Annotated in this window: 16 protein-coding genes and 2 tRNA genes; 10 read left to right on the top strand and 8 right to left on the bottom strand. The window is 56.9% G+C overall.

What is annotated here, in order from left to right:
* The first annotated feature begins 18 nt into the window (after positions 1–18).
* Entirely contained in the window at positions 19–1,128 is a 1,110-nt protein-coding gene (locus HY010_16920) for a LacI family DNA-binding transcriptional regulator (GenBank protein ID MBI3477415.1), read from the top strand.
* An 8-nt stretch (positions 1,129–1,136) separates the two neighbouring features.
* On the opposite strand, the gene iolD is transcribed toward HY010_16920, so the two are convergent.
* Entirely contained in the window at positions 1,137–2,990 is a 1,854-nt protein-coding gene (iolD, locus tag HY010_16915; protein ID MBI3477414.1) for a 3D-(3,5/4)-trihydroxycyclohexane-1,2-dione acylhydrolase (decyclizing), read from the bottom strand.
* 84 nt (positions 2,991–3,074) lie between these two features.
* On the bottom strand, positions 3,075–3,887 hold the full coding sequence (gene iolB / locus HY010_16910) for a 5-deoxy-glucuronate isomerase (protein ID MBI3477413.1): 813 nt from the start codon (positions 3,885–3,887) through the stop codon (positions 3,075–3,077).
* 413 nt (positions 3,888–4,300) lie between these two features.
* Here iolB and HY010_16905 point away from each other — a divergent pair, with 413 nt between their 5' ends.
* The 6 genes from HY010_16905 to HY010_16880 all read left to right on the top strand — a co-directional run bounded on the left by HY010_16905 (position 4,301) and on the right by HY010_16880 (position 18,484).
* On the top strand, positions 4,301–7,879 hold the full coding sequence (locus HY010_16905) for a TonB-dependent receptor (GenBank protein MBI3477412.1): 3,579 nt from the start codon (positions 4,301–4,303) through the stop codon (positions 7,877–7,879).
* Between the two features lie 172 nt (positions 7,880–8,051).
* Positions 8,052–9,551, top strand: coding sequence for a hypothetical protein (locus tag HY010_16900; protein MBI3477411.1), 1,500 nt, complete (start codon positions 8,052–8,054; stop codon positions 9,549–9,551).
* 30 nt (positions 9,552–9,581) lie between these two features.
* Positions 9,582–12,872, top strand: coding sequence for an alpha-mannosidase (locus HY010_16895; protein ID MBI3477410.1), 3,291 nt, complete (start codon positions 9,582–9,584; stop codon positions 12,870–12,872).
* Between the two features lie 37 nt (positions 12,873–12,909).
* Positions 12,910–14,280, top strand: coding sequence for an alkaline phosphatase family protein (locus HY010_16890; protein MBI3477409.1), 1,371 nt, complete (start codon positions 12,910–12,912; stop codon positions 14,278–14,280).
* A gap of 26 nt (positions 14,281–14,306) precedes the next feature.
* The gene (locus tag HY010_16885; GenBank protein MBI3477408.1) at positions 14,307–15,980 is read left to right on the top strand and encodes a trehalase; all 1,674 of its coding nucleotides are present in this window, start codon (positions 14,307–14,309) and stop codon (positions 15,978–15,980) included.
* 23 nt (positions 15,981–16,003) lie between these two features.
* Positions 16,004–18,484: a twin-arginine translocation signal domain-containing protein gene (locus HY010_16880; GenBank protein ID MBI3477407.1), complete on the top strand. Its 2,481-nt coding sequence runs from the start codon at positions 16,004–16,006 to the stop codon at positions 18,482–18,484.
* A gap of 161 nt (positions 18,485–18,645) precedes the next feature.
* Here HY010_16880 and HY010_16875 read toward each other — a convergent pair.
* The 5 genes from HY010_16875 to HY010_16855 all read right to left on the bottom strand — a co-directional run bounded on the left by HY010_16875 (position 18,646) and on the right by HY010_16855 (position 21,307).
* Positions 18,646–18,719 (bottom strand) — tRNA-Cys (locus HY010_16875).
* A gap of 151 nt (positions 18,720–18,870) precedes the next feature.
* A tRNA-Gly gene (locus HY010_16870) sits at positions 18,871–18,945 on the bottom strand.
* A 99-nt stretch (positions 18,946–19,044) separates the two neighbouring features.
* Entirely contained in the window at positions 19,045–19,770 is a 726-nt protein-coding gene (locus HY010_16865) for an ABC transporter ATP-binding protein (protein MBI3477406.1), read from the bottom strand.
* A 46-nt stretch (positions 19,771–19,816) separates the two neighbouring features.
* Positions 19,817–20,239, bottom strand: a complete 423-nt coding sequence (locus HY010_16860; GenBank protein MBI3477405.1) for a response regulator — start codon at positions 20,237–20,239, stop codon at positions 19,817–19,819.
* A 180-nt stretch (positions 20,240–20,419) separates the two neighbouring features.
* Positions 20,420–21,307: a PhzF family phenazine biosynthesis protein gene (locus HY010_16855; protein ID MBI3477404.1), complete on the bottom strand. Its 888-nt coding sequence runs from the start codon at positions 21,305–21,307 to the stop codon at positions 20,420–20,422.
* Between the two features lie 115 nt (positions 21,308–21,422).
* On the opposite strand from HY010_16855, the gene HY010_16850 reads away from it, so the two are divergent.
* Complete coding sequence (locus tag HY010_16850) at positions 21,423–22,082, top strand: peroxiredoxin (protein ID MBI3477403.1); 660 nt, start codon at positions 21,423–21,425, stop codon at positions 22,080–22,082.
* Positions 22,083–22,184: 102 nt separating this feature from the next.
* Positions 22,185–23,990, top strand: coding sequence for an ABC-F family ATP-binding cassette domain-containing protein (locus tag HY010_16845; protein ID MBI3477402.1), 1,806 nt, complete (start codon positions 22,185–22,187; stop codon positions 23,988–23,990).
* Positions 23,991–24,000: 10 nt separating this feature from the next.
* Here HY010_16845 and HY010_16840 read toward each other — a convergent pair whose 3' ends face one another.
* Positions 24,001–24,612 carry a YkgJ family cysteine cluster protein gene (locus HY010_16840; protein ID MBI3477401.1) on the bottom strand — a complete coding sequence of 204 codons (612 nt, stop codon included), beginning with the start codon at positions 24,610–24,612 and terminating at the stop codon, positions 24,001–24,003.
* A gap of 131 nt (positions 24,613–24,743) precedes the next feature.
* On the opposite strand from HY010_16840, the gene HY010_16835 reads away from it, so the two are divergent.
* Complete coding sequence (locus HY010_16835) at positions 24,744–26,372, top strand: ATP-binding cassette domain-containing protein (GenBank protein MBI3477400.1); 1,629 nt, start codon at positions 24,744–24,746, stop codon at positions 26,370–26,372.
* Positions 26,373–26,393: the final 21 nt, after the last annotated feature.

Raw genomic sequence — 26,393 nt, 5'->3', positions numbered from 1 at the left:
TTATCTTGATGTCGACGTATGGCTCCTTCGAAAAAGACTGCCCCGAAGAACCCTGCCAAAGCCGCTAGCATATCGGATGTTGCGCGCGAGTCTGGTGTATCGATCTTCACCGTGTCGGCGGTCGTCAACAACAAGAGTCATGTTCGGAAGATTCTTCGCGAGCGAGTTGAGGATGCGATACGAAAACTCAACTACCGTCCCAATCTCATTGCGCGCAGCCTGATCAAACAGAAGACGCAGACGATTGGCATGATCGTGCCCGACATCGCGAATCCCTTCTTCCCGATGGTAGTTCGCGGCGCGGAAGACGCAGCCCTCAAGCAGGGCTACAACCTGCTTCTGTGCAACAGTGATGACAGCCTGGCTAAGGAAGAAAGCGCGATCGAATTGCTTCTGTCGAAGCGGGTGGACGGAATCTTACTGACCAAAGCGGCGGGGGATTTTAGTCCGGCTCTGCGGCAGATGATTAAAGAGGTCAACATTCCGTTTGTTCTCGTCATGCGCACTTATCCAACGCTCACCAGGGACGCGGTGATCAGCGATGACTATCGCGGCGCCTACGAAGCGGTGTGTCATCTCGCGCGCGCTGGGCGGCGCCGGATTGGCCTCATCAGCGGTCCTTTGCGAATCAGTAATGCGAAAGAGCGCTGGCGCGGATTTCGAGATGCGTTGGAAAAGAACCAGCTGCCCTTTGATCCTGCATTAGTGGTCGAGGGCGACTATCGCATCGAGTCTGGTTTCCGCGCGGGCCATTCGTTGCTCTCGCACCGTCCGGACGGAATCTATGTCGCCAATCACCTGATGACGATCGGATTGCTGAAAGCAGCAGACGAAATGGGTCTACGGTGTCCAGAAGATTTCGGGCTGGTGAGTTTCGACGACTATCCGTGGCTCGGAGTGTTTCGCCCCCGCTTGACCACGGTGGAGTTGCCGAAACATCAGTTGGGGAGTGAGGCGACGGAACTTTTGATCCAGCGAATCAGCGGCGACCAGAGCAAGCCCGTGGTGAAAAAATTACTGCCCGAACTACGCATACGGGAGTCTTGCGGATTCGCCCAGTTTGTTGCCAGCGGACAACATGCAAACCTTCCCGATTCCGTGAACACTCCGGTCGTGGGACGCAAATAGCGCTGCTTCTATAGGAAGTGGCGTTCCTTTTTGCGCGCGTCCTCATATTTCTTTCGGGCAGCTTTGACGGACTCCTGCTCGGAGACTTCCGCGATCGGAACATCCCACCAGGACTCGTGCCCCCCAACCCGCTGGTCATAGGATGTTTCAATTACAACAACCGACGTACGCGGCTGTTTTCGGCCAAGAGCCAAGGCCGCTTTGAGTTCTTCGCCGGTACGGGCGCGAGCAGTCCACGCACCCAAGCTTGCTGCGTTCGCCTCGAAATCTACCGGGAGTACATCACCCTCGTATTTCCCGTTTCGTCGATAGCGGTATTCCGTGCCCATGCCCTGGTTGCCGCAGCTTCGGCTCAGCCCTCCGATACTGGAGAAGCCGTGATTATCCAGCAGGACGATGTTGAGTTTGAATCCTTCCTGCACCGAAGTGATGATCTCCTGCGCCATCATCAGGTAGGAGCCGTCGCCCACCAGCACATAAACTTCGCGTTGCGGGTACGCCATCTTGATGCCCAGTCCGCCGGCGATTTCGTATCCCATGCAGGAATAGCCATACTCCATGTGATAGCCGCCTGCTTGACGCGTTCGCCACAGCTTGTGTAAATCGCCGGGCAAACTGCCCGCCGCACAGACCATGATGTCCGAAGGCTCGGTGGAGCGATTGATGATGTCGATCACCTCCGCTTGCGCGATCGGAGGGGGAGTTCGAATACTCAGAATACGGCTGGCCTCCTTCTCCCAGTCTGAGCGCAGCGTGGAGATCCGCGCTTGGTAGCGATCTTCAACTTTGTGGCCCACAATCACCTGCTGCAGTTCTTCGATCGTGGTGCGAGCATCGCTGGTGAGAGCGATCGCCGCGTGTTTATGCGCGTCGAATTCCGAAACATTGATATTGATGAAGCGGACAGCAGGATTCTGAAACGCGGTTTTGGAAGCGCTCGTGAAGTCACTGTAGCGAGTCCCCACGCCGATGATTAGATCCGCTTCCCGAGCCAGAATATTTGCAGCAGAAGTGCCCGTGACTCCTACTGCCCCGACATTCTGAGCATGACTATCAGCCAGAGAGCCTTTGCCGGCCTGCGTTTCACACACCGCAATTCCTGTCGCCGCTGCAAACTTCGAAAGCGCGTCGGAGGCTTCCGAATACAGCACGCCGCCGCCTGCAATCAGGAGTGGTTGCTTGGCGGTACGAATCCATTCTGCGGCGCGTCCTAGAAGCTCACGGTCGCACCGGCTGCGGGGGATGTGCCAAATACGTTTACGAAATAATTCCTCAGGAAAATCGAACGCCTCAGCCTGCACGTCTTGAGGCAGGCAGATGGTGACTGCGCCGGTTTCGGCTGGCGATGTAAGAACACGCATTGCTTCCGGTAGGGAAGTCAATATCTGCTCGGGCCTCTGGATGCGATCCCAGTACCGCGACACAGGTTTGAAACAGTCGTTGACCGAGATGTCCTGCGTGGCAGGGGATTCCAGTTGCTGCAGCACCGGCGCGACGTTGCGCCTGGCGAAGATATCTCCAGGCAACAATAAAACGGGTACGCGATTGATCGTTGCCGCCGCGGCTCCGGTCACCATGTTGGTGGCACCGGGGCCGATGGAAGTCGTGCACACCATGGTCCGCATGCGGAACGCTGCCTTGGCGAACGCCGCTGCCGCGTGCACCGTGGATTGCTCGTTGCGGAACAGATAGTAGGGCAGACCTGAATCCTGTTCAAGCGCCTGCCCGATCCCCGCAACATTGCCGTGTCCGAAGATCCCGAAGCAACCCTCAAAGAAGCGAACCTGCTGGCCGTCTCGCTCCACGCACTGATTCTTCAGGAAGGCAATGATGGCCTGTGCGACAGTGAGGCGTCTGGTCATAAAACTGGACTCAGCTCCGGATAAAGCATGATACCCGTGTGCCTGCCCGCAGTGCCTTCTCCGATTCATCCTCAGGAGAAACAATCACTCGCGCACGAGCGGTAAACGCGGGTCGGTCGAATTCCATGTGGAACGTATCCATGCATGTTCCCGGTCATCCGTAACGGCCAGCGCGCGCGAGGATCCAGCCAGGAAATTCAGGTAGTAGACGTCATATCCCGGGCCTGCGACCACAGTGTGATAACCGCTGTGAACCAGTACGACATCGCCATCTTCCGCTTTCACGGTGCGCTCGGCGCCAGGAGTTCCAGCATACAGATGCTGGAGCGCGAAGCCGTCTGGATGCGCGATCCGGTAATAGTAGATTTCGTCCAGATCCACTTCTGCCGGTGGATTGTGGGTGTCGTGTTTGTGGGGAGGATAGCTCGACCAGTTGCCACCCGGCGTGTAGACCTCAATCACAACGAGTTTGTCGGCAGGAAAGGAGGGCGGAATCACGTCTACGATCTGGCGGGAAACATTTCCGCCGCCGCGCAGGCTGCTGACGACTTCACTTGGCGTCACCAGTTTTGGTTCCAACCGGGCTTCAGAGGGAACACGGCAAATAGCAATTTCACAGGGCGTTTCCGCCGAGAACGAGACCTGGTTATGTGCGGGCAGGTAGAGCGTGTAGGGTAGACCGTCAAATACGTTCTTCCGCCTGCCCAGTTGTTTCATTCCTTGACCCCAATCCGCGAGACAAGTGCCTCCAAGAAGAACAAATGCGGCTTCTTCCTGCTCGGTACACGTTTGAAACGTGTCGCCCGGTAACAAGCGGCGGACAAAAAAGCTCATCCACTCCCATTCCGCTTTCTGGCGAGGGAGGTGGAGCAGTTCTCCCGCCTGGTTGGAAGGCAGGTCTAAGGAATGAACAAGAACCGTACTTGCGCTCAAGTCGTCTCCGGTCGATGAAGATAAGATGGCCCGACTCTTTCTAAACGTTATGAACTATGGCAAATGCGAACCGAGTTGTCAACGGGATTGCGTTTGCGGGTGGAGTGGCGGGCCGGCCATCGCCCTGCCGGGGTATTTCCGGACCGGAGCCGTGTTTGTAACACTGGCTTAACGATTGGCCCTTGTGGGCCCTTCTGGTTTTGTGAAATGATTCGGGCCTGGGAGTGGCGGGATGAAGGCGACCGGAGTAAGCGGCGGGGGTGCTAGAAAAGTTTGCCTTGACCTGTCTTCGATTCACTGATATAAACCCCGGAATATAAGCGTTTAGATTTAGACAAGACAAAAGTCAAAGCGGAGAGCAGCGCCCGGGAGGAATTATGAAGGCAAACGTTCAGTACGGGAAGCAGAGCGCACATCCAGCATCGGCCGCGATCACATCGCGCCTGAAGAAGTTTTGTTTCTCGGTAGGCATCCTGATGGCGGTCTGCCTGAGCGGCGTGTCGCACGCCAAGGTGGTTGCCGGCATTTCCGGTATCGTCACGGACGCGAGCGGTGCGGTTGTTTCCGGCGCCACCATCCAGGTGACCGACACAGACACCGGAATCGTCAGTACGCGCCAGGCGAACTCGGATGGGTTCTACGCTTTTGTGGACCTCCAACCCGGCCACTACGACATTCAAGTTCAGCAAACGGGATTCACGACCTTTCACCAGACCGGGATGCTTCTCGACGTCGATTCAGCAAAAGTCCTCAACATCAAGTTGGTCGTGGGACAGGTCAGTGAAAAGGTGGAGGTCACCACCGACGCTGTGCAGATTGATACCGCCAGCACGCAGAATGGCGAGGTGATCAGTGCGCGAACGATTACGTCCGTTCCGCTGGTGACGCGCAGCTATACCGACCTTTTGGCTTTGCAGCCCGGAGTGTCCGCAATTTCGTCGGGCCTTTCCGGCGGAGATGGCGGTCAATTTAGCGCTACTGGCTTTACGTTCACGAAGATCTCGGGCGACCTGAATGCCGGTAACTTGTCCGTTAACGGGCAGCGCGAAGCTTCGAATGGTTTTCTCTTGAATGGAACCACCGTGCAGGAGTTTGCCTTTTCCGGAGCCGGCGTAATTCCGAATCTGGACTCCATTGCCGAGTTCCGAATCGTCACCAACAACTTCGACGCCGAGTACGGAAACTACGCCGGCGGCCAAGTCAACGTCATCACGAAATCCGGTACAAACCGGTTTCATGGCAGCGCTTTCGAGTTCCTGCGAAACAGGTCTTTTGATGCCAGGAATTTCTTCTCCTCAACGAAAGACGATCACAAGCAGAACGAATTTGGCGTCACCCTTGGCGGCCCGATCTTGAAGGACAAGCTGTTCTTCTTCGGCGACTATCAGGGCAACCGCGTGGTCCAGGGGCAGAGCGGCGGGACCGGACAGTTCACCGTTCCGACCGAAGCGGAACGGCAGGGCGATTTCTCGGCACTGACCGAATCTTTGACCGGGACAGTGCAAGGAGCGGTTTGGGCGCAAGATCTTTCCGATGCTCTGGGCTACACGGTGACGGCCAATGAGCCGTACTTCACACCGGGATGCACGACGGCGACATGCGTCTTTCCGGGTGCTCAGGTTCCAAGCAGTGCGTTTTCGGTTCCCTCGAAGAATCTTCTGCAATTTATTCCTCCGGGCAACGCGGGAGATGGTCTCTTCACTCCCGTTGGGCTTCCGGCCCGCCTCCACGACAACAAGTTCAGCGGCCGCACGGACTACAACTCGCGCCTTGGTCTTCTGAGTGGATACTACTTCTTCGATAAATACCTTCAGAGTGTCCCAAACCTATTTCTTCCGGGCTTTGGCAGCGATTTCTACGGCCGCTCTCAGGTAGCGGATATTGGACTGTCGAAGACTCTGAGCCCGACGTCGGTCAATGAACTGCGGTTCGGATTGACGCGCCTTCGTTTCCTGATTCATGCACCCACTGGTGGTACGGACGTGACGCCGAAATCTCTGGGTTTTGAAGAAGGCCCCGACACTCTGGGGATTTCGCCTTCGCTGCCCCAGTACGCGCACGTTCCCAACATCCATCTCAACAATGGTCTTTCCTTTGGCGCTTCTGGCGGTCCGCTTGGAGTTACGGAGACCACATTTCAAGTGATGGATAACTTCACGCGGGTGGCTGGAAAGCACACGGTGACGTTCGGCGGGCAATTCCGCTACAACCAGTTGACCGAATACAACGGAGGGTCGAACGGGGACTTCAATTTCAACGGGAACGAAACGGGCGTAGATTTCGCAGATTTTCTGATCGGCGCTCCGGCGGGTTATTCGCAAGGACAGGGATTTCCTTCCTACGGGCGGTCCCGCTATTTCGGTTTGTTCGGCCAGGATAGCTGGCGCGTGAAGCCGAATTTGACCGTCAACTATGGGCTGCGATGGGATGTGAGCCGGCCGTGGTCGGAAAAGAATGGCCAGCTCGAAACCCTCGTGCCCGGGCTGGATTCAACCAGGTTCCCCGGCTCCCCAACGGGATGGGTATTCCCTGGCGACCCTGGGATCCCCAGCACGCTCGCTCCAACTCGCTATAACAATTTTGCTCCCCGCCTCGGACTGGCGTATTCGCCGTCTGCCGACAGCGGGTTCCTGCAAAAATTGACCGGCGGTCCGGGAAAGACCAGCATCCGCGTAGGCTACGGATTGTTCTACAGCACGTTTGAAGGGGCAACCAACTTCAACGAAATCGGCGATGCCCCGTTCGGCATTTTCTATGGGAGTCCTGCTCCGCCGCAATTTGTGACTCCATTCGTGGATCGCGCTACCGGCTTTATCGAAGGTCAGCGTTTTCCCGTCGCGCTTCCGACGACGGATACTCCGATTAATTGGGCTAACTTCTTGCCGATCGGCACTTCTCCCGCCTTCTGGCACAGAAATGTCCTGCCCTATACCGAAGAGTATCAACTGTCGTTCGAGCGGCAAATTGGACAGGCGACTCTCGTCAAGGCGAGTTATGTCGGAGCCCAGGGGCATCATCTGCTGTCGTCGCTTCAGGCCAATCCAAGTGATCCGGCCATTTGCCTGAGCGTTAGCCAGGATGATCAAGTCACCGATGGAAAGGTGTGCGGACCGGGCAGCGAAACAGGTGCGTTCCATCCCATTGGTGGCGGAGAGGTCGTTGCTCGCGGGCCTTTCGGCAAGGACTTCAGCAGCGACGGGTACTTCATCACCAGCGGAAAATCCAGCTACAACTCGTTGCAGCTGAGCGTGCGGCAACGTCTCTCGCGGCTGGAGTTTCTGGCCGGTTACACCTACTCCAAGTCGCTGGACAATGGATCCGGATACGGCGAGCAGATCAACTTTGTGAATCCTCGTCAGCGAGCGCTGTCCGCCTTCGATGCCCGGCACTACTTCGTGCTTAGTTACGACTACCAACTGCCCTTTGATCGGCTGGGTGGTCCTAGTCGGCTGGTGAAGGGATGGCACCTGAGCGGCATCACCAAGTTTTCGGCTGGTCTGCCGGTTACGCTGGTCGAAACCGACGACCGCTCACTGTTGGGCACGAGTGGCGCAGGCGCGATCGGGCTGCCGATCGATACTCCGGTCTACACGCCAGGTCCGCTGCATATCAGCGATGTCCGCTCGGGGACGAAGCCGTTCTTCGACCCTTCGCTGTTTAGCCTTGAACCCCTTGGCCAATTAGGAAACGCCAGTCGCAGATTCTTCGCTGGCCCGGGCTTGAACAACTGGGATATCGCGTTGCTGAAAGACACCGCGATCACGGAGACAATAAAGCTGCAATTCCGGGTGGAGCTCTTTAACGCATTCAACCACACCCAGTTTGGTCAGCCAGACGGGAACGTGAGCGACACATTTACCGTCGATCCCATTACGCAAGCTGTTTCTGGCTTTGGCACGATTCACAGTGCCAATCCACCTCGGATCATGCAGCTCTCGCTCAAGGTGTTGTTCTAGCTTGGCGGCCCGACGCATCGGGGGTCCGCCAATTCAGATGGTCCGCTGCCCCACACACAGCGGACCATCTGGACGATCCGGGTAGGTTGGAGATGTGCTAGAAATCAGTCGGGCATTTTAGAGCCGGGAAGAAGCAATCCGTCCGATCGAGGTCGCACATCGTGCGAACATCATGAAATCCAGAAGAGCTTTTATTAAGCTGTCAGCACTCGGCCTGGGGGCAGTGGGTGCGAGTGCGTCGCTGTCATCGTCCGCTTCTGCGGCGCTTCCAAGCGGAGCCGCCACCCCTTCCAGCATTGCGCCGCCGAAATCGGATGTTGCCGTGTGGTTTACGAACGGCAAGCAGCGCTTTGCCGCGGGCGCGCCGATTCAGTGGCGTCCACAGACGATGTTGTCTTCCATGGCGCCTTCGACGACGATCAATTCATCCTCGGTCACACCCACTACGGATTTCATTCGTCTCGTTCCCAGCAACAAGTTCCAGGACATCCTCGGTTTCGGCGGGTGCTTTTCGGACGCGTCCTGCGATGTGATCGACAAGCTTCGCGAGTCCCTGCGGGAGCAGTTGCTCCATGAGCTGTGCCATCCGTCGGAGATGGGGCTGAATGTTCACCGCACCTGCATTGGAGCGGCGGACTCGGCGTCGTCGCTTTACAGCTATGACGATGGCGATGTCGATCAAGAACTCAAGCGGTTTTCGATCGATCACGATCGCGCCTACATACTTCCCATACTGCGCAAAGTGCGCGCGATCAATCCTGACGTGTTTCTGTTTTCCTCGCCGTGGAGTCCGCCGGGTTGGATGAAGTGGAACAAGTCAATGCTGGGAGGCTCCATGAGCCGGCAGTACCTGGCGTCCTATGCGCAGTATTTTCTGAAATTTCTGCAGGCCTATGCCGAAGCCGGCGTGCCGGTGCAAGCGGTTACGACGCAGAACGAAATTGATACCGATCAGCACGGGCAGATGCCGGCGTGCACGTGGTCGCAGGAATGCGAGTCGGAGTTCCTCACCGACCATATCGGTCCTCTCTTCGAGAAGACGAACACGTCCACGAAGATCTGGATACTGGACCATAACTTTATCTATTGGGGGCGAGTCATCTCGCAACTCGATGATCCTGACGTCCGCCAGTATGTGAGTGGAGCTGCTTTTCATCCCTACACCGGCGATCCCAGCATGATGAGCAAGGTGCATGCCGCGCATCCGGAAACCGAGTTGCATTTTACGGAAGGCAGCACGGACTACAACGACCCGCACTATCAGGACGACTGGGCCAAATGGAGTGCGACCTATACCGCCGTGCTGAACAACTGGTGCCGCTCTGCGGTCGCATGGAATATCGCCACGGATGAAAAGGGGAAGCCCAACATCGGGCCCTATCCGGCCGGTGGCATCCTGATGATCAATCCCGGCACGCAAGAGATTGTGCGAAGCGGCCAGTACTGGGCACTCGCGCATTTCTCCCGTGCGATCCGGCGTGGAGCAAGGCGTTTCGAGTCACAGAGCCTCGCAAAGAATCTGAGTCACGTGGCCGTTGAAAATCCTGGAGGCCAGAAAGTGTTGGTCATGACCAACGTTGGTCCCGCGCGGAGCGTCGAGGTGTTACAAGGGACGAACTCAGCTACCATTTCGATCGAAGAGAATTCGATCGCTACACTGGTATGGAACTGAGCGCAATCCTTCGGGCAACATGGAGAGAGAATGAAAACCGCATCTCCCAAGAAATCCCTTGCTGGCAAAGCACTCTTAACCGGTTCATTGATTCGTTCCTTGATCACGCAGACCGCAGTTCTCGCTATTTTCGTGCTCGCCTCGCAGTCCGGCATAGCCCAACTCGCAACGACTCCGGATCGACATAAAGATGTCGGAGACAAGCTGCAAGCGTTGACGCTCGTCCAATTGTCCGGTTGCAAATGGCATGCGGATGTCACGCACCCGGAGGACCCGGCGCTCGACGAATCCTCTTGGAAGCCGATTGCGTTAGGAGCGAAGTTTGAGAGTGGCGTGCAAGTTGTCCGCTGCTGGTACACCACGCCGAAAAACGTAGACGGATATGACATCCGTGGCGCAAGTCTGAAGGTTGCGTTTGAGTTGCAAGGCGACGGCATGACCATGCTGTCGGCCTATTCCAACAACGCCAACGTATTTCGAGGCAACTCCGATACCCTGGAGCCAATTTTACTCACCACCAGTGCCCAGCCGGATCAGCGTTTCTTGATTGCACTTCGACTCCAGGTCGGCGAACTGCCCCGAACACTCTACAGAAGTGAAATTCTCATCGAACCTCCCGCCAGCCGGCCTGACCCCGGGCTCTTGCGGTTGGAGGTCCTGTCGCTGCAGCCGATCCTGAATGCCTATCCGGATCCAGCACGACAGCAAGTTCTGGACTCGGCGGTGCAGGCCATTGATTTCTCCAAGCTGAACGCCGGCGACCAGAACGGCTTTGACGCATCTTTGCAAGCGGCACAGGCCCGTCTGCAGGAACTGAAACCGTGGGTGCAGCAGTTCCGAATTCGCGCGGTTGGGAATTCGCACATCGACATGGCGTGGTTATGGCCGTGGACGGAGACGGTCGAAATCGTACGCAATACCTATCGCAGCGCGCTCGACATGATGCAGGAGTATCCGGGATTCAAATTCGCCGGATCGTCTGCCCGCACCTATGAGTGGTTGGAAGAAAAGTACCCGGAGTTGTTCCAGGAAATCCAGCAGCGCGTCAAAGAAGGGCGGTGGGAAATTGTCGGGGGTATGTGGGTCGAGCCAGACCTCAATATGCCGGGTGGCGAGTCGCTCACACGCCAGATCCTGATCGGCAAACAATATTTCAAGAAGAAATTCGGAGTCGACGTAAAAATTGGATGGAATCCGGATTCCTTCGGATACAACTGGCAATTGCCGCAGATCTACAAGAAATCCGGCATCGATTATTTCGTCACGCAAAAACTGCTGTGGGCGCACGAATTCACGACTTTTCCACACAAACTGTTCTGGTGGGAAGCTCCCGATGGCAGCCGGCTGCTGACATATTTCCCGCACGACTACGGCAGTTCGATGGAGCCCATCCCGATGGCCGAGGACGTGGGGACGTGGATTCCCTCGATGTATCCCGCGAACGCCAAAGATCCCGTCATGATGTACCTCTATGGCGTGGGCGATCATGGTGGAGGCCCGACTCGCACCATGCTCGACCAGGGCAAGCGCCTGATGAACCCGGATGTCGTATTTCCGAAGGTGGAGTTCAGCACAGCGGGAGCGTTCTTCGATGATTTGGACAAGCGGAATGATTTGAAGATTCCAGTCTGGAAAAACGAACTCTATTTTCAATACCACCGCGGCGTGTTTACGACCCAGGCGGAAACGAAGAAACATATTCGCCATGCCGAGGAAACCTTGCTCGACGCCGAGAAGTACGCGTCGCTGGCACATCTTTACCAGCGCGCGTATCCGCAGGAGGAATTCACCGCAGCTTGGAAGAGCCTGCTCTTCGACCAGTTTCACGACATCATGCCGGGGTCGGGCATTGCGGTGAACTATCTGGAGGCCAAACGCGATCTTGAAATAGTGGAACGCTCGGGCAACGGCATCCTGGAACATTCGTTCGATGAGATTTCCAGCCGCATCGACACGAGCAAGGCCGGAACGCCGATCGTTGTGTACAACTCGATGTCGTGGCCGCGCACAGACGTGATCGAAGGTGAAGCGCAGTTGCCGGCGTCGTCTTCCAGTATCGAAGTTGTCGACTCCACCGGGAAAGCCGTTCCCTCACAGGTACTCGATAACAAGAAAGAGACTCATCACGTTCGTTTCCTGTTTCGCGCCACTGTTCCAGCAGTCGGTTACGCGACCTTCTATGTGCGACCAACCGCCAAAGCGGCGTCCGCAGGTTCCAGTCTTAAGGCAACTTCGGAAAACTTGGAAAATGAATTTGTCCGCCTGAAAGTTGATCCGCAGACGGGCTGCATCACGAGCCTCTTTGACAAGCAGAGCAAGCAGGAAACACTCGCGCCTGCCGAGAGTGACACGGGCGGTCCGAAGAATGTCGCCTGCGGCAACCTCCTCCAGACATTTGTCGACAAGCCGAAGGAGTTCGACGCGTGGAACATCGATGCCGATTTCGAAAAGCAATACTGGAGCCTCGATAAGGCGGATGAAGTAAAGCTGGCGGAATCGGGTCCGCTGCGGGCAGTGATTCGCGTCAAGCATCACTTCCAGAATTCATCCTTCGTGCAGGACATCACGATGTACCCCGGAGTTCCGCGCGTTGATGTGAACATGCAAACCGAGTGGAACGAGAAACACATTCTCCTCAAGGTTGCGTTTCCAGTGAGCGTGCATAGCAAGACGGCGACCTTTGAAATTCCATTTGGATCGATCGAGCGTCCGACGACGCGCAACACTCCAGAAGAACAGGCGCAGTTCGAAGTTCCCGGGCAGCACTGGGCCGACCTCTCCGACGAAAGACACGGGCTGAGTCTGTTGAACGACAGCAAATATGGATACGACGCCAAGGGCAACGTGCTACGCCTGTCACTGCTGCGCTCGCCGTCCTGGCCGGACGCCCATGCCGACGAGGGGCATCATGAGTTCACTTATTCCTTGTATCCGCATGGGGGAACCTGGAAGACGGCGGAGACCGTGCGGCGCGGATACGAACTCAATTACAAGCTGAGGCCGGCGCAAGTGCAGAGCCATAGTGGATCACTGCCTCCGGTGCATTCCTTCATCGGGCTCAGTTCCGATAATGTTGTTCTCACTGCGATGAAGTGGGCCGAGGACGACGGCGCGGTGATCTTGCGGTTTTATGAGTGGGCCGGAAAAGAAGCGGATGTAAGAGTGCAACTGCCGCCCGGAGCGATGAGTGCGTCGGAGACCAATCTGATCGAGCAGTCGATCGGAAACCTCGCCGTCACAAACGGGAGCGTCACGGTGCACACGAAGCCTTACGAGATCAAGACGGTTGCGGTGAAATTTGCTTCTGAGTCGCGACCATAACCGAGCGAACTTGAATCAACTGCTGGGAGACACTTCATTGAAAAGGCTCGCCAAGCCTCTGCAATTCGTGTGCGCAGTTGCGCTGACCGCGTGCGCGATTCCTGCGCTCTTGCACGCAAGCCCCAACAAAAAGCGGATGGTCGTGGTCATCAGTCTCGACGGTTTTCCCGCCTACGCTTTGGATGACCCGAGGCTACCCATTCCCACTCTGCGCAGGCTTGCCAGGGAAGGTGCTGTAGCTGCCTCGATGCAACCGATCAATCCCACCGTCACCTGGCCGAACCATACGGCGATCGTGACTGGAGTCAATGCCTCAGAGCACCACGTTCTATTTAATGGACTGCTCCTGCGTCCCGAGGGAGGACTGCAGCCGTCGAGTGAGCCGTGGAAGGACAAAGACGTGATGGTGCATGCGCCGACCATCTATGACATCGCCTATCAGGCAGGCCTTACCACGGCGCAGGTCGATTGGGTCGCGATCTATGGGGCGAAGACAATCACCTGGAAGTTTCCGGAAATTCCAGATCCAAACGGCGCCATCGAACGCGAGATGATTGCCGAGGGAACCGTAACCGCCGAGCAGTTACTCACCTTCGAGGACAGCAGCCAGGCGTGGCAAGACGAAATGTGGACCGATGCGGCAGTCAAGATTCTGGAGGAGCACAAGCCGAATCTAATGCTCTTCCATCTGCTCACCGGGGACGATACGAATCACGAATATGGTCCGATGAGCAACGCCAGCTTCACTGCAATGGCTCTGCTGGATAGCCACGTCAAGCAAATTGTCGATCTCCTCGAGCGCACCGGCCTTTCCCGCGATGCGACAGTGATCGTCGTCTCGGATCACGGTTTTCGTGAGATCAAGCACAAGCTGCATCCCAACGTGCTTCTTCGCGATAAAGGATTATTGAGCGGGTCGCAAGCTCACGCCAAGGGCGACGCATGGGTGATGTCGACCGGAGGCACAGCCATGGTGTATGTGACCGATCCTGCTCGCAAAGTCGAATTATCCACCAAACTTCGCGCCATCTTCACTGGCGTCGAGGGCATTGATCGAATTTATGGCACCGACGAACTGCCGAAACTTGGACTGCCAGTTCCATCCGCCAGCGATCAAGCGCCCGACATGGTTCTTGCCGCTACGCCGGACTATGTGTTCAGCAACGAGTCAGAAGGGGAATACGTGACGCAGTTCCCCGGCAAGGGCACGCACGGCTACCTCAATAGCGATCCTAAAATGCAGGCGATCTTCATCGCGTGGGGTGCGGGCGTGCCGAAGGGCCATCATCTGGGGAGCATTTCCAATCTGGACGTCGCTCCTACAATCGCGGCGCTGTTAGGGCTCGAGATGAAGAACGTGAAGGGTCACGCAATTGAACAAATCGTAAAGCAGAGTGCGAGCCAATGAGAGGGAAGTCTCATGCGGGGAAAATCATGTTGAAGATTGCTGGTATCTCGGAATCTGTTTGCCAAAGGGCGCTGCTTCTCGGCGTCCTGGCCACGGCTTGCAGCGCGCAGAACGCCTCTGATGCCTCGAAACTCGATCCTGCCAGGGTCGCAGCTATCCGCACCCATATCGCATCCACCTGGGATGTACTGACGCGCTCCATGTCGGACTGCAAGACTGTAACCGATCCGAAGATGCCCTCTGCTTCGGTCCTTTATCTCCCCGCGGAATACGGTATACCGCCTGCTGTCGAAAAAGCGCAGCAGGATTGCCACATCCAGGTGAAGAAACTGCCCGCTCAAATTCATGGGCCTGGTGAGGTCGATACCAACAAGTTCGATCCGCATGGTCTTCTCTATCTCGAAAACAATTATGTCGTTCCGGGCGGATCCTTCAACGAGATGTACGGCTGGGACAGCTACTTCATCGTTCGCGGCCTGGTCAGCGACGGACGCGTACCGCTTGCGCGCGGGATGGTGGACAACTTTTTCTTTGAGATTGAACACTACGGAACGATCTTGAACGCCAACCGCACGTATTACCTCACGCGTGCGCAGCCTCCCTTTCTTACCGCCATGGTCATGTCGGTGTACGAGGCAGAAAAGGCGGCTGGAAAGGCCGACAAAGCCTGGCTCGCAAAAGCCTACGGCTACGCGACCAAAGACTATGCGATGTGGACGCGTGCGCCGCATCTCGCCGGAAATACCGGTCTCTCGCGCTTCTACGACTTCGGCAACGGATTGACGCCGGAGAGCCTGGTGGACGAAGAAGGGGTCCAACGCGCAGCCGTGGCCTACTTCATGGCGCATCCGGCGGAAGCCCGTAACTACATTGCGCCGCTCAAGGCCGGTGAAAGCGGTAGCGTCTACGATCCTGCGTTTACCGTGGAAGTGTGCGACACAGCATCCTCGGCAGCCCATCAGAAGTGCGAGACCAAGACCACTCTGCACATGACCGAGGAGTACTGGCATGGCGACCGCGCGATGCGCGAGTCGGGATACGACATCTCTTTCCGCTTCGGCCCGTACGGTGTGGGAACTCACCACTTCGCGCCGGTGTGCCTGAACAGCCTGCTCTACAAAACCGAGAAAGATATGGAGGCAATGGCGCGCATCCTGGGACGTACTCAGGATGCAAAGCAATGGGGCGAGCGTGCGGCGACGCGCGCGGCTACCATGCGTAAACTATTCTGGGACACCGAGCGCGGAGAGTTCTTCGACTACGATTTCGAAGCAGGGAAGCGTTCCGGGTACGAGTTTGCCTCTACGTTTTTCCCCCTGTGGGCGGGATGGGCTACGCTAGAGCAGGCGCGAGCTGTTCAGAAGAACATCGGTATCTTCGAACGGGCAGGCGGCATCGTAGCCAGTACGCGTGAAAGCGGCGTGCAATGGGACTTCCCCTACGGATGGGCGCCCCAGCAGCTGTTTGCCGTCGAGGGCCTGCGTAACTACAAAATGGATGCAGACGCCGACCGCATCTCCATCAAGTTTCTTTCTACAGTCATGGATGACTACAAACGAGTCGGTAGCATCCTCGAGAAGTACAACATGCTGACGCGGTCATCGGATGTGACCGTGGCTGCGGGATATCAATACAACGCTGACGGCTTTGGCTGGACCAATGGAGTGTTTCTGGTTCTACTCGAAAAGCTTCCCAAGTAGCGCAGCATGGCTGGTCAGGTGAAATGATCAATCGCCGGAATTTTCTGGGTGCGCTGAGTGCTTCCGCAGCACTCGCCGCGGTCCCGGTTCTGGCGGGGAGTTCACATCCAGTCGTCTCACCTGCCAGAACTCGCATCTCCCTGAATGGAGAATGGGAACGTCACATTGGTGACGTGCTCTACGACACGGTTCTTGTTCCTTCCTCTCTTCGCCCCAGTGGCAACTACATTCTGAAGCGGAAATGCGTACTCCCCCAACTCAACCGAGGGCAGCGCGTATTCGTTCACTTCGAAGCCATCGCCTTCTGGGGCCGCGTGACCGTCAACGGCAACGAACTAGGGACCACATCCGGACCGTACATCCCTGCCGAATTTGAATGTACGGCACACGTCCAGGAAGGCATGAACGAAGTCGAGGTTCAGATTGTCGACCTCGAGCCCTTACCGGACGGAAGCGGCACGGCCGAAGTCATCCTTGGACACAATCCCGGATGGGAAGCCTCGGGAGGGATCATTCGCGATGTGTGGGTCGAGATCCGCCCTGTATGCTACGTCGAGAACGTGCGGCTCGCCTACACATTGCATTCCGATTTCAGCGCGTGCAGCGGACGGCCTAGCATCACGGTGTCGAGCACAGGGGCGTGTGACGGCACGGCGGAGGTCACCGTCAGGCGGGGGCTGGGCGAAGTAGCTCGCGTTACTCAGTCCGTCCAATTCAAAGCAGGCACGAACGACGTGGAATTGGCGTTCGAATTCAAGCATCCAAGTTTGTGGTCTCCCGAGTCTCCGAATCTTTATGAATTGACTGTGAGTCTGGAAACGCCTTCGGGTAAGGACATGTGGACGTGCCACACAGGTTTTCGCGACATTCGGACCCAGGGGCGGGACTTCCTGTTGAACGGGAAGCGCCTCGTCCTCAACGGCGTTTGCCGGCATGATTTGTGGCCGGACCAAGGATTCACGCTCACCCGCAGCCAGCAAGAACGCGACATGCGGATGATCAAAGCCATAGGCTGCAACTTCGTCCGCCTGGTGCATTATCCGCACGACCGGCACATCGTCGAACTGGCGGACCAACTCGGGCTACTGGTGTCCGAAGAGCCCGGCTTCTGGCAGGTGGATTTTGCGACCGCCGCGCGCCCTCCCATCGAAATGGGGTTTCGAATCCTGGAAGGCACGATCCGCCGCGACTGGAATTCTCCTTCCGTCATGATCTGGTTCATCTCCAACGAATGCACGCTCACGGAAAAGTCCCTGCGAGAAGGGAAGGAACGTTGCAACCGATTGGATCCGATTAAGCGACTGGTCGCGGCAGCAAACGATCGGCCCGCAAAAGATGTGAAGCCGTTGTTTGTCGACGCTGAAATGGATTTTTTTGACCAGCATCCCTATACCGATAATCCAGCAGAGTTTGCGGAAGAGGCCGCATTCGACGGTCCGTCCAAGCCGCTCATTTTTTCTGAATGGGGAGGCAAGAGCGTTGGTCAAAACGAACCGCTGATGCAAGCCAGTGTCAATCGCCTGATCGACTTGATTGGAACGCACGAATTGGCGGGCACGATGTTCTGGTCGTGGCAGGACATTCGCGAATACAGCCGCATCGACGGAGAGATGCGCAACGGAGTCCTTCAGTCCGGTGTTGTCACGGAAGCGCGGGAGTCGAGAGAGTTAGTCGCCCGCGAACTGAAGCGCTTGTTTCATCTGCGGCGCCAGGCGGGCGAGCAGCCTCTCACGAATCCAGGCAGTGACGCACCGGAACAAGAAATCAGCTACGCCCCAGATCGCCCGACAGTCCTGCCTTTGCGCGTTAATCCATTTTCTCGCAACAGCAATTTCCGAAGCGTCGACCTGCAGGCGATCGCAGACTCGCAGACCGCCAAGCGCTCATGGAAAGCCTTGGAGACCGAACTGGAAAGATATTGGGCCTCCACCAGGATGGCGCGCGACCAGTGGAAGCGAACCGGAGACAAGTTCGAATTGTGGAAGATTCCTGAGGTGAAAATTTCTGGTGTTACATTCCACTCGCCCTCGATCGAAAGTAGAGTGCGGCCCCTCGTTCTGACAACCGAGGTCCCGGAAGTTACGGTTCCGATAGACCAGCCTTGCACAGTCCTGCACATTCTGGGTCAGGTCACGTTTGGAACGGGATATCCGCTGAGAGATGCGCCCGACCTCTTCGGCAATATTCCGTCCGCCACGAACCAGCACTTTGGAGATACTGCCGCGGAATACACTCTGCAATTTGCCGGCGGGAAGATGCATACCCTTCCGGTTCGCAATGGAATTGAGATCGCCCAAGCGAACCGTATCTATGGAGCCAGCCGAATCCTTCCGATCGCGACCTCCGCACAGCCTGCATTGGAATACATAAAGGATGTGGTCCGGGAACACTATCAAGTCTTGCTGTGGTCGATTCCTATTCCCCAGGTTGGAATGCAGGCCCTGCATTGCAAGTTGCTGAATGCCGGAAATCTTGCGATCTTCGCGATCACGACGGAGCAGTAAGCGCTGCGGCTTTGATCCGGACAAGATAATCAGTGAACTGCGGAGCGGACCTGGGGGCAACTAGGCGAAGGCCATAAGACGAATGTGGGACATGCTGTCTAGAGCCAGGAGCATTGCGCCTGAGCGTCCGGGAAGGTTGGAATGTAGAAGATTTCAAGGTTTGGAGGCGCGGGTGAGAATCGAACTCACGATAGAGGTTTTGCAGACCTCGGCCTTACCACTTGGCTACCGCGCCTTCTGACAACACACTTGTGATCCCTCGCAGAGCTCGGGATTTCGTCTGCGGGCTCCCGCTTTGCTCACGCCCGCGAGACGGCTCAACTTGGCTACCGCGCCCGATAGCGTCCAAACAAAAAGCCCTCGCGGCCGCGGGGCTCGAAAAAAACTGGAGCGGGAGACGGGATTTGAACCCGCGACTTCGACCTTGGCAAGGTCGCACTCTACCACTGAGTTACTCCCGCCCGAACTTCACAAGTATAAATGACCCCGGCGGCGAGGAGCAAATTCAACCGTAATCCGGTATTTTGCCGCCAAACGGAGTATCGGCAAGGTACTGAGGACTAGTTGCCTGCCCGGGCAACGGGATGCTGCGGCGCCCATTGTGGATCTTTATCTGGAGTGACAATCTCTCCGTCCCGCATATGAATGATGCGGTCGCCGTATTCGGCGGCTTCGGGATTGTGGGTGATCATCAGCACGGTTTGTCCCAACTCTTTGTTTGACTGGCGAAGCATGTTGAGGACAATTTCGGAGTTCTTGGAATCCAGGTTGCCCGTGGGTTCGTCAGCCAACACGATCGCGGGGCGGTTGATCAAGGCTCGCGCCAGGGCGACGCGTTGCTGCTCGCCGCCTGAAAGTTCGGAGGGACGATGATCCAGCCGCTTTGCGACGCCCAGTAGCTCTGTGATCTTGGCAAAGAACTCGGGATCGGGCTGCGAGAGTCCGGCAATGTCGGCCGCAATCTCGATATTCGCGCGCGCGCTTAGCGTGGGCAGAAGATTGAATTTCTGAAAGACAAACCCGATCTTACTTTTCCGCAGCTTGGTGCGCTCGCCATCCGAGAGAGTCGCGAAATCGACGCCATCGATGGTGACGCTGCCCGCGTCGGCTCGCGTCAAGCCGCCCAGAAGATAGAAGAGCGTAGACTTGCCGCTGCCCGAAGGACCGACCACAGTGACAAACTCGCCGCGCTCCACGCTGAACGAGATTCCGCTCAGTGCTGGAACATCGATTTTGCCTACGCGATAGGTCTTGCGCAGATCTCTCGCTACGATGAATCCGTTCATCCAGTTGAAACGATATCACACAGAGAAGGCACGAAAGTGACGGGTTTCAGGCGACGGTAGCGTGCATGGCGGAGCGGGCGGGCATCTCCAGCGGGCGCTTTGGGCCACGCTTGCGCACCAGCAACAGCCGGATGCGCTCCAGCAATTCGGCGGGCTCGTACGTGCCCTTGGGTAAGAAAAGATCGGCAAGCGTATCGCGTTCGTAGATCTTGATGCGGCCAGAAATCAAAATCGTCGGAGTCTGCGGAGAGAGTGCCTTGATTTCCTGAATCAGGTGCGAGCCGTCCACGCCGGGCATGATAAGGTCGGTCAGAACCAGGTCAACACCGCCGCGGCGAAACGCTTCCAGAGCCTGCTGGCCGTTGTTGCACGCGACTACTCGGTATCCTCGCGTTTCGAGCAGAACCTTGCGGATGGAGAGAGCTTGTTCGTTGTCGTCGACGCACAGAATGGTTTTCTTAGGCTTCATGGGGGATTTGGGAGTCCGCGCTCCGACAAATCTTTCTATTTATTTTTGAGAATCGTGAGCGAGATGGATGCTAAAGGGAATTGTGTCCGCCGTAAAGTAGCGCGCTCGCCAATGGCACTCCCGTGGACTGACCGATGGTGCCATACGATGCGAGCCGCCACTAGCGCGGTGTTCTGACGCTTAATCCGCGAGTGTCAGTTCACCACGAAGAACTTCCACACAATTTCCACCGACACGCACATTGATCACCTGGTTATCCTTCTTCGTGGCGCGCACAAAAATGCGGCTCGGACGGAGCATTTCGATCCCCTGTTCGATCAAGACGCCCTCGTCGGAGGCCGCGACACCGTGCGCCGCCATCCACGACGCACAACATCCCGCTGCGGAACCCGTGGCCGGGTCTTCGCCGTTGTAGAAAAACATGCGCGCGTGCAAACGAGCTTTGGGATCGACCGTTTCGCGCGAGACAAAATAGAAAAATTTACCGCCATTGCCTGCCAGGTATTCATGGGCACGGGTCACGTCCACGCGCAGCCCGCGCAGTTTCTCCAACGACCGCACCGCCGTGATCGTGAATGGCATGCCGGTGGATACAGTCTGAATCGGAACCGAGTCGTCGAAATCGGAGGGGCTCAGGTTGGTGAACGGGGCGATGGCTTCGATGGCATGCTTGCTGCCGAATTCGGGATTCTTCTGTGTCATCTCGCCGAAAGCAGGCTCGCCAGCGGGCTTCTCAAAACGTACCGGGACGGTCCCAACGTTCAGCTCCAGCTTGATTTCGGACGCGCCTGTCTGCTGATGCAGAACGTACGCCGTCCCCAAGGTGGGATGTCCCGCAAAGGGCAGCTCTTCCTGCACCGTAAAGATACGAACCCGCACGCCGCGATCTCTTTCTGCCGCGGGGTCTCCGGGCAGAATGAAAGTTGTTTCCGAGAGGTTTGTTTCGCGGGCAATGGCCTGCATCTGTTCGGTGCTCAGGCCGCGGCCGTCGAGGCAGACAGACAAAGCATTCCCCGTCAACGCTCGATCCGTGAATACATCCAATTGCACGATAGACAATTTTTTCATGTGTTTGTCAGGTCTCCGCACAAAGCGCAGGCCGTTGCGATACCATAGTTGAACCTTCAACCGGTAAAGCGTCGGCTGTTTAATAGATGCTCAATAACGACGCAGGAGATCAAAAATGTCACTACGCATCAATTCTGAAGCGCCTAATTTTACGGCGGACACGACCCAGGGCAAGATCACCTTTCATGAATGGATCGGCGATGGCTGGGCGATTCTTTTTTCGCACCCCAAGGATTTTACTCCGGTATGCACGACCGAACTCGGCTACATGGCTGGACTTCAGCCCGAATTTGCCAAGCGCAATACGAAGATTATCGGCCTGAGCGTCGACCCGGTCACCAATCATGGCAAATGGGCGGCTGACATCGAAGAGACGCAGGGTCACAAAGTGACCTACCCGATGATCGGCGACCCGGAACTCAAGGTTGCGAAGCTTTACGACATGCTTCCCGCCGAAGCCGGCGAGAGTTGCGAAGGGCGCACGGCTGCTGACAATGCAACTGTCCGCACTGTGTTTGTTGTTGGCCCGGACAAGAAGATCAAGCTCATGCTGGTTTATCCGATGAGTGCTGGGCGCAACTTCGACGAAGTGATGCGTGTTCTCGATTCGCTCCAACTCAATGCGAAACACAATGTGGCAACGCCCGTAAACTGGAAGCCCGGCGATGACGTCATCATTCCGACTTCCGTGACTGACGACCAGGCGAAGCAGAAGTATCCCGGCGGCTTCAAGACCCTCAAGCCGTATCTCCGCACGGTCGCGCAGCCCAAGTAGTTTCGTTGGATCACAACCCTCCGGCGGGCGCGTCTGACCGAGCGCCCGCTGATGATTCCCGCCGCGCCTCGCCAACCGGCAAGACCCTGGAGACCACTGTCATTGCCGCCGATTATTAACGCGCAAGATATCTCGAAAGCATTTGGAGCGAGCCCGCTCTTTCAGAACGTGTCGTTCACCGTTTCGGAAGGCGATCGTATTGGATTGATCGGGCCGAACGGCTCCGGCAAATCCACTCTCCTGCGGATCCTTGCTGGAGAGGTCGATGCCGACAGCGGCGAAGTCTCGACCCGCAAGCGCGCGCGACTCAGTTACGTGGAGCAGGAATCAAAGTTTGAATCCGATCGAACGGTACGGTCGGTGATCGAAGACGCGCTGGAACGCGCACATGTTCCAGCTGGCGAGCGTGGCAACCGGTTTGCGGAGTTGCTGGGCAGGGCCGGATTTGAAGATCTCGAAGCGGATGCCGCGTCCCTTTCAGGAGGATGGCAGAAGCGGTTGGCGATTGTCGAAGCTCTCGTTCAGGGTCCCGATATCTTGCTGTTGGACGAGCCGACCAATCACCTCGACCTGGCGGGAATCGAATGGCTCGAGACCCTGCTGGCAAACGCCGCGTTCGCGTGCGTGGTTGTGAGTCACGACCGTTACTTCCTCGAAAATGTCGCGACTGAAATGGCGGAACTGAGCCGCGTCTATCCTGACGGCGTTCTGCGCGCGCGCGGGAAGTATAGTGAGTTCCTCCAGAAAAAAGAAGAGTTCCTCCACGCGCAGTCGAAGCGCCATGAAGCACTGGAAAATCTGGTCCACAACGAAATCGAGTGGCTGCGGCGCGGCGCGAAGGCTCGAACTCGTAAATCCAAAGCACGCATCGGCAAGGCCAATGAACTGATCGGAGAACTTGCCGATCTGAATGCGAGAACTCGAACCGCTACTGCGCAGATCGATTTCTCGGCCACCGATCGCAAGACCAAGCGCCTGATCGAACTGGAAGACCTCGCATATCAGATCGGCGATCGTACGTTATTTGAAGATCTCAATTTCATTCTCACCGCCGGGGCGCGCGTTGGACTGGTGGGCCCGAACGCGAGTGGCAAGACCACGTTGCTCCGCCTTCTGCGCGGCGAATTGACTCCCAGCAGTGGACAGATCCGCAGCGCCGACTGGCTGCGTATCGTGTATTTCGATCAGACGCGCCAACTGGATTCCAACGTCACTCTACGCCGCGCGCTGGCTCCAGACGGCGATTCTGTCGTCTATCAGGATCGAGTTATCCACGTCGCGTCGTGGGCGGCAAAATTCCTCTTCACCGGCGAGCAACTCCATCAACCGGTCGACCGCCTTTCTGGAGGCGAACGGGCTCGCGTGCTCATCGCGCAACTGATGCTCCAGCCCGCTGACGTTCTCCTGCTCGACGAGCCGACCAACGACCTCGATATTCCTACGCTCGAAATCTTGGAAGAGAGCTTGCTCGAATTTCGCGGCTCACTCGTCCTCGTAACCCATGATCGCTACATGCTCGACCGCGTATCGACCGTTGTGCTCGGCCTGAACGGCAAAGGTGGTGCAGAGACCTTTGCCGATTACGCGCAATGGGAGTCCTGGCAGGAAGAAAGCAATCGACCAGTGAGGGCCGGCGCAAATCGTAATCCCATCGCCGAAGAATCGTCAGCAACTGCGCAGGCTAAGAAGAAGCTTTCCTACCTCGAAGCGCGGGAGTATGCCACCATCGAGCAGCGCATTGCCGACGCCGACGAGCAATTGCAGGCGAAGCGGACGCAACTCGAAGATCCGGCAATTGCGAGCGATGGGCCGCGGCTCCTGGCCGCGCACGCGGATGTCGAAGCCGCGCAAGACATCCTGGATACACTCTATGCGCGATGGGCGGAATTGGAAAAGAAGGGCAGCTAAATCTGGACTCTTAAGTCGCCAGCGCAAACGCCACAATCGTTTCCCCGCGAGCCCCGGTTTTCTTTTCCAGTTTCCGAAGCAGGTCCGCTTCCAGATCGTCGGGATCGGGAATCATTTCGCAGGCGGCAATCTCTTTGTCGGAAGCCCCGTGGAAGCACAGCTCGCAGACGCCGAGTCCTCCCTCTGACTGGACGGGCGGACCAAATGTCCGACACGTCATGGGACGCGATTCGTAAAGTTCGCAATTTCCGGACTCGGGATCAAGCGCCGGGCAGGGCTCGTCGTTAGCGAATTCAGAAAATCTCTCTTCCGCAGCATTGCCTTCATCGAGTATCCCGGTGAGAGGATCGCCGGGAAAGTCCACAGCCAGCCGGGACACTGCATCGCGAGCACGCTCGCGTACACGGGCGGCCCGCTCCGGCGCGACCGCGGCGAGTTCAGCCAGCCCACCTCGCAGTCGTCGAGCATCCAGTTGATTGATGGAGAACACGCCCACACAACACTGCGTGCATCCGGGACGGCACACCAGCCAGTCGCCGCTCCGGCGCGCGGCATCGGCGAGCGCCGAATCCACGATTTGAATCAGTTCGTGATCTCCTCGAGATGACGTCCGGCGGCCCATGTATTTAAGGATAACTCGCAGCGCACCAACGTACCTGGAGCGGGTCAGATTGAAATCGCGGCCATGATATTCTTAAAGACAGTAGCTGCGTCCCCGCCTTTGGGCAATTTTCTCGCAGTTCCCTTGAGAACATGATTTCAGTCAGTAATGTGTCCATGCGCTACGGCGCTAAAGTTCTATTTGATGATGTTTCCACCGGTTTTACGCCGGGCAGACGGTATGGCCTGACCGGACCGAACGGCGCCGGCAAATCCACCTTCATGAAGCTTTTGACGGGAGAACTGGATCCCCAGAAGGGAGTCGTCGTTCGTCCGAAAAAGCTCGGCGTCCTCAGCCAGAACCAGTTTGCCTTTGATCGTTTTCGTGTCATCGACACCGTGATCATGGGGAACAAACCGTTGTGGGCGGCTCTCGAAGAGCGCGAAAAGATTTACGCGAAATCGGAAATGACCGACGCCGACGGCATGCGGCTCGGTGAACTCGAAGGCACGGTCGGCGAGGAAGACGGCTATACCGCCGAGAGCGATGCCGCTATTCTTCTGCAGGGCCTCGATATTCCTGACCATCTGCACGAACGCCTCATGGGGGAACTGCAAGGTGGAGAAAAAGTTCGCGTGCTGCTGGCGCAGGCTCTTTTTGGACATCCGCAAGCGCTGCTGCTCGACGAACCAACCAACAACCTCGACTTGGATTCGATTCACTGGCTGCAGGCTTTCCTGAATCAATACGACGGAATTCTGATCGTCATTTCGCACGACCGGCATTTCCTGAACAAAATCTGCACGCACATTGCCGACATCGATTACGAAACGATCATCACCTATACCGGCACCTACGACGACATGGTTGTCGCCAAGACGCAGATCCGATCGCAGATTGAAGGACAGAACGCGCAGCGCGAAAAGAAGATTGCACAGCTCAATGAATTTATCGCCCGCTTCTCGGCCGGAACCAGATCAAGCCAGGTGCAGTCGCGCAGGAAAGAAGTCGAACGCCTGCAGGTGACGGAACTGGCGCGCTCAAATATTCAGCGTCCATTTCTGAAGTTTGAGCAGAAGCGCCCGTCCGGAAAACACATTCTGGAACTGGAAGGCGTTGGGAAATCGTACGACAGTACGCCGGTGATCCAGAACTTTACCGCCAGCGTGATTCGCGGCGAGCGGATCGCGCTTATGGGACGCAACGGCGTCGGCAAGACCACCATGGTCAATCTGTTGCTGGCGAACTCGCCAACTGTCACGGAAGCGGAACTGCGCAAGACGAGCGGATACGAAGGTCCGTTCCTGAGCGCTGGAAAAGTTGTCTGGGGACACGAAGCTTCAGTCGGATACTTCGCGCAAGATCACAAAGCGCTGATCGAGCCGGGGATCACCGCATTCGAATGGCTGCACCAGTGGGATCTATCCGCATCGCACGAAGAAATTCGCGGACTACTTGGCCAGATGCTTTTTCCCCGCGAAGACGGCGACAAGAAAACGGAAATTCTCTCCGGCGGAGAAGCGGCGCGCCTGATTTTCTGCAAGCTGATGCTGCAGAAACCGAACGTCCTCGTGCTCGACGAGCCGACCAACCACTTGGACCTGGAGTCAATCAACGCGCTGAACATCTCGCTTCAGAAATATCAGGGGACCGTGCTCCTGGTAACGCACGACGAAGATCTGATTGACGAAGTTGCAACCAGAATCTGGCACTTCGAAGCCAACCACCACATCACTGACTTCAAGGGCGCCTACGAAGAGTACCAGTCCGTGCTTGCGTAATAGTTCACACTGACTCTGTCA

It is taken from the genome of Acidobacteriota bacterium (assembly GCA_016196065.1).
In the GTDB taxonomy this organism is placed as follows: domain Bacteria; phylum Acidobacteriota; class Terriglobia; order Terriglobales; family Acidobacteriaceae; genus Acidiflorens.
The sequence above is the reverse complement of the archived record's forward strand: the minus strand, read 5'-3'. Positions and strand labels throughout refer to the sequence as shown.